Below are 6,517 nucleotides of genomic sequence, written 5' to 3'. Positions count from 1 at the left end.
TAAACGTTTGGTTATATCTTGTAAATGTTGGTTATCCTTTCCATCGGCATGATAAGCATGTATATCGGTAATCACATGATGAGCTGTATCTACACTCAACTGACTACAATAATTAAGCTTTCTTGCTTTGCCTGGCTTGACACTAATGCGTGCATCAGGATCTGTCGGACTGTAATGCGTCTTATTACTCGTATAACGACTCCCTTTATTACCAGAACCAGGACGCATATCTTGATCCTTACTCCACTTCCTATTTCTAGACCTAATGTTATCTAATTGCTTCTTGTTGGCAGTAATGGTTTGCTGTGATTCTGTAGCTTTATTATACTTCGCTTTGCGAAAAACTTCTTTATCTCGCTGACTAATATGGCGTACCTCGGCTAAGTGAGCCTCCAAATCTTGAGAAGGAACCTTCAACTCCAAACTGTCCATACTCGCATTCGCCTTTACAGGAGCCGAATCTATGCACTGAGTATGACCACTGACCATCCCTTTGGAAATACACATCTGAAAAACATGCGTGAAAACAGATTCAAATACCACTTCTGGAAATAACTGGCGCGTGCGACTGATCGTACTATGCCAAGGTAATTCCTCATCAATATCATAGCCTAAAAAATAGAGAATATCCAAACGCATACTACAATGAGCAATCAACTTACGATCACTTACCAGATTCTCTAAATAACCCACTAAACAAAACTTAAAAAACACAACAGGGTCAATACTCTTTTGACCACTACTACCGTAATACTGCTCCGTATCAGTATACAGAAAGTCTAAATCTAACACCTCTTTTAATCGTCTATAAAAATTGGTAATGGGAACACGATCACTTAACTGAAAACTATTGAATAATTTCTCCTGATAAATCTTAAAGCCTTGCATACAACAAGTTACTAATTATACGTATTTTTAACAAAACTTGTGCAACAGACACACCGTGTATAATTAATTGCCTGGTTCTCGACTACTTACGAAAATTCTAGCGGATTTTCTATTCAGTTTGTATTTGCTAAATTAGGTGCTTAAAACACGCAACTAATCATACACAAGTCCGTTAGCTTTCATTTGAGATGAGCAAAGAGATAAAAATTATAAATGGATATAAGATTTACGAAAACCTTGATCACATAAGGATTCGGCCGCTTATTGCTCTTACCTCTAAATCTATTACGGCTTTAGAAAATTATCTTTGGGGATACTGGATTTATGCAAATAAAAATTACAGTGGGGAACAAATATATAATGATGGAGATCCTGATTTTAATGAGTTCAAATGGTGGTTGAGCGGACAACCCAATATTCCACTATCAACCGGGCCTAGATTTCACGAGTTATTACTTGCAAAGTGCAATAATGATGAAGAAAAAGCCTTTGACTTATTCTTTGAAAAGTTAGATGAATTCAAACAGTTAGATACTGAAAGGAAATCTGAGTTTGATATTAATCAATGGATTAAAATATTTAATGAAACTGTTCCAAAGCGATATTTCAGAAGAAATATTCCTGAATATCATTTAGTAACCTATGTAAATCATTCAATTTTTCTTTTTCAAGGGAGAGATTTTGATGGGGTTTTTTTTTTCTTGAAAAGGTGTCTTGACTATTTAGAAATTTCAGAAAATAAAGAACGAATTGATTCCGAATATTTGGACAAGGTTAATTCTTATCTTCAATCAATGTTCTTTTATCTGCAAAATAATGACTTAATAGACAAGGAAAAGACTGAAAAGTACGATATTGAAAACCGAATAAAAACGAAAAGCTAACAATTTGTATAGTTCATTTGCTCCCTTCGGGAAGCAAACGCACCATACAAGGAACGTTATCTTCAATAGCTCCTAAACGAATTCTTAATGAATAAAAAACTTAGTTATTTAAACTAACACCATACTAATCTGAATGGAAAATACAGTTGAAAAAAGAATAGAAAAAGTTGCAGAATCCTTTACTAAATTTAAAGATGAATATTCTGCATGTAAGTATCTTTATATTCCAGAAACGAATGAAGAAAGAGAATACCTAAGAAATAGCACTATTCCGAAATTGTATCATAGAACTATGCAAAATAATTAAAGGATCAAAGAATAATTATTTTAACATTTTTAGTATTATTAAATCTTTAAAAAAACGAACTGATTTAAACGAAATCGACTTAACCGAATTAAATAATATAGAAAGCAAAATAAAGGAAACAACTGATCTGACCGAGAGAATAATAAATTTAAGAAATGATTTTATTGCTCATACAAAATTAGAAAAGGAAGATCCAGAAATTACTTTTGATGAATTAGATAAGTACATACTGAATTTCGAAGAGATCATAAAATCACTTTTCAGTATTATTAATAATTCACACTTTGAATATTCACCTATTTTGTTCAAAAGAGATAGATTTCATATCATTTCTATTCTTGCAAAAGATAAAACTGATAGATTAATGTCAATATCAGATAAATTAAATAGTAGAAAAAAAATAGAACGTTAACTCGATTCTGTCGCAAAAGAAGATATCAACGTATATAAAAAATGCACTTGAATAGTTAACAGAATTAAAATTCCCACTTTTTAATTACCTTTAAATCAAAACGGAAAAACATAGCGCCACAAGGCGCACTTTCCATATACAATTCCGTCACCTCCAATATGAAAAAAACTTTGAGAAAGACATTTATACTTGGACTTTTATTAATTGGAATAACTGTCTACGGACAAGAATTTAATTTTGATATTCACAATACAACACTAAATGAATATCTTAAAATGGAGCGAAGTTTAGGAAGTGAGCAAATTCCAAATATTCGAAACCACGTTTCTGCTGATAATGCTCAACCGATTAAATTTAAGCGTAAACAAAAAGTAATTTCCGATTTAGTTGGATATTATTATTTCAAGAAAAAAGACAGTACAATGTCACATATCCTTTATGAATGGGATGAAAGTTTACTGACTTTAAAAGCAAATACGAATGACAAGAAATCAAAGAAATATCAAAAAGCTCTTATTCGCAAATTCAACGAATTAGAAAAAATTATTATGGATATTTATGGAAAACCTGTATCAGAAGGCGATTTATCTGACTTAAGTGTAGCCAATGACGATATAAAAGGCGGACTGAAAAAAAATGTAAAATGGTTTCCAAATGACAGTACAGAAATTGAAATGTACGCTAATGTTTCAAATTACTACGAAAAGCGTGGAATGGTTACTACTTCACCAACTCATAGAATTCGACTTTACATAAGAAATACAAAAAAGGAAGAACGAGTTACGCCTGAATTAACTGAAGAACGCATAGATAGTTTAAATCTAATTTCGAAAAAATTTATTGCCTCGTTAAAAGTTGAAAATTTAGAGAAATCAAAAAGTCACTTGTCAAAAATGATAATTGAACAAGTAACGGACGAACAACTCAAAGTACTAATTTCTGGAATTGATTTTGACCGAGAGATTGAATTGATTTATAGCGGAATTCAAATGGGAATGAATGGTAAAACGTTTGCAATGCTTCAATACAAATATGAAGACGACCAAAGCGGTCCCCCAAAAGAAATGATTAAGGTCATTTTCGATGATAAAAATATGATTGTCGGAATTCAACCTTTGAAAATGCAGAATTAATAGCGAAAAAATACTATGGCAACAATGTAGATAAAAAAAAGCGTAAGTTATTGCTAACACTAAAGTTTATGTATATTTAGAAAGACCGCCAAATTTTTAATTTGGCTTTTAAAAAGAGAAAAGTTAAAAACAAAATATAAAAATTCGGCTATGTGTTAATCCGAAAAGTAATAACTTATTTTCAGCGCTACTTTTCATATACGGAGCCGTTATAAAACACTATGAAATATTTAGTAGACGAATCGATAATTACTGATTACCCAGAGATATTTTTTGATAAGAGCTCTCAGAATAATTACGTCACTACAAGATATATCAATCACTCAAGAACCTTTGCATCAGGATATGGGCGATTCTACTCCATTCCAAAAAACTATTTTATTTATTCTGAATTAACGAATAAAGAAAAAATAAAACTAGTTGGTGATTTTGTTTCAAACGTATTCGCGCGACCTACAAGAGATGAAATAATTAATTCGATCATAGTTTCTATTGAAAATACTGATGATTATACTGTAATTACTGAGGATTTATATTTAATAGAAGAGCTAAATAGATTGAATAAAAAAATCATTTATCCTAAGACGTTTAAAGAAACATTAGATATTGACTATACTAGTTTAGAAGATTTCACATCAGAAGAATTAGAATTCGCTAATCAGCAAACTGAAATAGCCACTAAGGTTCAATTAACATTATTTTTCCTATTAATTTTAACAGGATTCATAATCTATTATTGGGAACAATCTCAAAGAGTTTTGGGAGGAGCTATCATAATTCCGATAGCATTATTTTTAAGCTTAATACTTTTTTATTTAAAAAAGCATTGGCTTAAATTTTATATCATTTTAGAATTTAGTTTTGGATTTGTTCTTTGTATTATGGTTTATAATTTTTATGAACAAAACGAATTACAAATTCTGAAAAAATTGTTAGCAATTGCCAGTGGAATTTTTGTGCTTCTGAGAGGGCTCAATAATTTAGACAGTTACCTTTTATTAAAAGATAATGATAAAGGTCGGTTTGTGAATTTTTGGAAAAAAATATTTCATCATAAACGAGAGAAAATTATTGATTGATTTGATCAAATAACATTACACAACAACATTTCTTATAAAAAGCCTTAGTCCAAAATCCTTTAAAAATAGAAACAATAGCATAAAATGAGAATACCATTAAAAACAATTGCCTTTTGTTCATACGCATGCATCTTTTTAATGGGAGACTTTATTGGAATTCCGTTTCTATTTTGGTTGGTCTGGACAAGTTTTAAATCTGGCAATAATGATCAAGTATTTGCTATTTTAGGATTAATTGGGTCCATTTTATTATTTACTGATTATTATAGATATAGGGTTTTAAAAATCATATGCCTTGGTTTAATGCTTACACCCATAGTAAGACGATTAACCGAAGTCCCTATTGAAGTATTCAATTACCTGTCTTTTAAAATACCCTTACTCATTTTTATAATAACCAGTTTGATTCTCATTCTGAAACCGAATAAAGAAACCTCAACTACGAATACCAATTAACCATGGAACTCATTAAAATCATCTTCTTTGTGTTAGACATTTTTTTCGGGGTAGAAAATAGCGGAATCATCGCAGAGAAAACCTATATTAATGAGTAGAATAGCAATCGATATATCCAAATCAAAACAAGCTGGAAAGTTGGTCATTAAGCGATGGTTGCTTGAAAAAATTACTGAGTATTGTCTTTACGCAATGTTTGTTTTTCTCTTGCCTTTTATAGCAGTAATGGAAATTAATTCTGATTTGAATAAAAACGAATCGATTGTCTTATCCTTACTATTTTTAGTTTTAGCAATTACTTTAAGTTCATTATTCATGTATTCAATTATCACTATGAATTCTCTAAAAAGAATACATGGACTTTCAAGAGGTAAAAACTTAAATCTGATTAAAAAAATAGCAAAAAATCATAATTGGAATATCTCATCAACAAATCAACAAATAACAATCATTCAATTTTCTTGGCAAGAAACAGGTATTGACTGGAGTAAACAGATGACAGTACTTTATGACGAAAATGATATTTTAGTGAACTGTATTTCGTTTGGATTTGGTTCAAGTCCTTCACCATTTCATTGGTTTGCTAATAAAAGAAAAGTGGATAAATTAAAGATAGAATTTGAAAACGAAATAAAAAATCACAACTAACATCTATAATCCTTGTACTCTTTCTTATCATCATTTTGTAACTGACGATTAAAAGCAAACTGGACTAATATGTATTACCTTTCATTTTTATAATAAAACCATTACTAACCATGGAACTCATTAAAATCATCTTCTTTGTATTAGGCACTTTTTTCGGTGTAGAAAATAGCGGGATCATTGCAGAAAAAACCAATGTCACGATTGATCCTGAAAAACATACCATTACAGTAACACATGAGAATCTATTTACAATGGTTCAGAAAGAGCAAGATAGTATACGAGTCATGGATGAGTTATATCGCATCGGAAATCCTGCCGCAGGAGATACGCGTTATGATTGGATAGAAGAATTAACAGCTTATGAAACTAAAACACTAGTCATTGCAAGTGATCCAGGGAAAGAACAACTAAATGCAAGTATCAAATTAATATACAACACCAAAGAGCAATTAAAAGACTTTGCCGTCGAGTATGTCACTGAAGAAAATAGCTACGCATTGATTAATATCCCCGCGTGGAATATTGAAACAACTACGGGAGTGCTTAAAGATAATTTCTGGTATTTTAAAGATGAAATCTCATTTAGCCTTTCTCCTACTACAAACATGCCAGAAGATTATAAAAAATACCAAAAAGGATTGTATACCTATTGGGAACAGGTAAAACCTTAACTATAGGAATAGTTCACTAGATTTCTCGACGGCACTCGA

General features: G+C 30.8%; 9 protein-coding genes. 8 read left to right on the top strand and 1 reads right to left on the bottom strand.

Annotated features, from left to right (window positions below; all coding sequences use genetic code 11):
• A partial coding sequence (locus tag Q1A60_RS02820) for a transposase (protein WP_300007131.1) occupies window positions 1-888 on the bottom strand: 888 nt, incomplete at its 3' end.
• A 188-nt stretch (window positions 889-1,076) separates the two neighbouring features.
• Here Q1A60_RS02820 and Q1A60_RS02815 point away from each other — a divergent pair.
• From Q1A60_RS02815 to Q1A60_RS02785, 8 genes are all read left to right on the top strand, one after another.
• Complete coding sequence (locus Q1A60_RS02815) at window positions 1,077-1,772, top strand: hypothetical protein (RefSeq protein ID WP_299763754.1); 696 nt, start codon at window positions 1,077-1,079, stop codon at window positions 1,770-1,772.
• A gap of 133 nt (window positions 1,773-1,905) precedes the next feature.
• Window positions 1,906-2,079: a hypothetical protein gene (locus Q1A60_RS02810; protein WP_299763752.1), complete on the top strand. Its 174-nt coding sequence runs from the start codon at window positions 1,906-1,908 to the stop codon at window positions 2,077-2,079.
• Window positions 2,033-2,491, top strand: a complete 459-nt coding sequence (locus tag Q1A60_RS21600; protein WP_363322566.1) for a hypothetical protein — start codon at window positions 2,033-2,035, stop codon at window positions 2,489-2,491. The genes Q1A60_RS02810 and Q1A60_RS21600 overlap by 47 nt, the downstream gene beginning before the upstream one ends.
• 170 nt (window positions 2,492-2,661) lie before the next feature.
• Window positions 2,662-3,624 (top strand): hypothetical protein, encoded by a 963-nt coding sequence (locus Q1A60_RS02805; protein ID WP_299763750.1) that lies wholly within the window; start codon window positions 2,662-2,664, stop codon window positions 3,622-3,624.
• Window positions 3,625-3,845: 221 nt separating this feature from the next.
• On the top strand, window positions 3,846-4,703 hold the full coding sequence (locus Q1A60_RS02800; RefSeq protein ID WP_299763748.1) for a hypothetical protein: 858 nt from the start codon (window positions 3,846-3,848) through the stop codon (window positions 4,701-4,703).
• 84 nt (window positions 4,704-4,787) lie between these two features.
• Entirely contained in the window at window positions 4,788-5,159 is a 372-nt protein-coding gene (locus Q1A60_RS02795; RefSeq protein ID WP_299763746.1) for a hypothetical protein, read from the top strand.
• A 90-nt stretch (window positions 5,160-5,249) separates the two neighbouring features.
• On the top strand, window positions 5,250-5,807 hold the full coding sequence (locus Q1A60_RS02790; RefSeq protein ID WP_299763744.1) for a hypothetical protein: 558 nt from the start codon (window positions 5,250-5,252) through the stop codon (window positions 5,805-5,807).
• A gap of 110 nt (window positions 5,808-5,917) precedes the next feature.
• A complete protein-coding gene (locus Q1A60_RS02785; RefSeq protein WP_299763742.1) occupies window positions 5,918-6,478 on the top strand; it encodes a hypothetical protein in 561 nt (186 codons plus the stop codon).
• Window positions 6,479-6,517 lie beyond the last annotated feature (39 nt).

Origin of the sequence: uncultured Dokdonia sp. (genome assembly GCF_947492535.1) — a bacterium.
GTDB lineage: Bacteria > Bacteroidota > Bacteroidia > Flavobacteriales > Flavobacteriaceae > Dokdonia.
This window is presented reverse-complemented; position numbering and strand designations above follow the sequence as displayed.

Bases quoted from the DNA above. Each gene is read 5' to 3' on its own strand.
- Q1A60_RS02790 (WP_299763744.1), top strand. From the start codon at position 5,250: ATGAGTAGAATAGCAATCGATATATCCAAATCAAAACAAGCTGGAAAG.
- Q1A60_RS02815 (WP_299763754.1), top strand. From the start codon at position 1,077: ATGAGCAAAGAGATAAAAATTATAAATGGATATAAGATTTACGAAAAC.
- Q1A60_RS02795 (WP_299763746.1), top strand. From the start codon at position 4,788: ATGAGAATACCATTAAAAACAATTGCCTTTTGTTCATACGCATGCATC.
- Q1A60_RS02800 (WP_299763748.1), top strand. From the start codon at position 3,846: ATGAAATATTTAGTAGACGAATCGATAATTACTGATTACCCAGAGATA.
- Q1A60_RS02785 (WP_299763742.1), top strand. From the start codon at position 5,918: ATGGAACTCATTAAAATCATCTTCTTTGTATTAGGCACTTTTTTCGGT.
- Q1A60_RS02810 (WP_299763752.1), top strand. From the start codon at position 1,906: ATGGAAAATACAGTTGAAAAAAGAATAGAAAAAGTTGCAGAATCCTTT.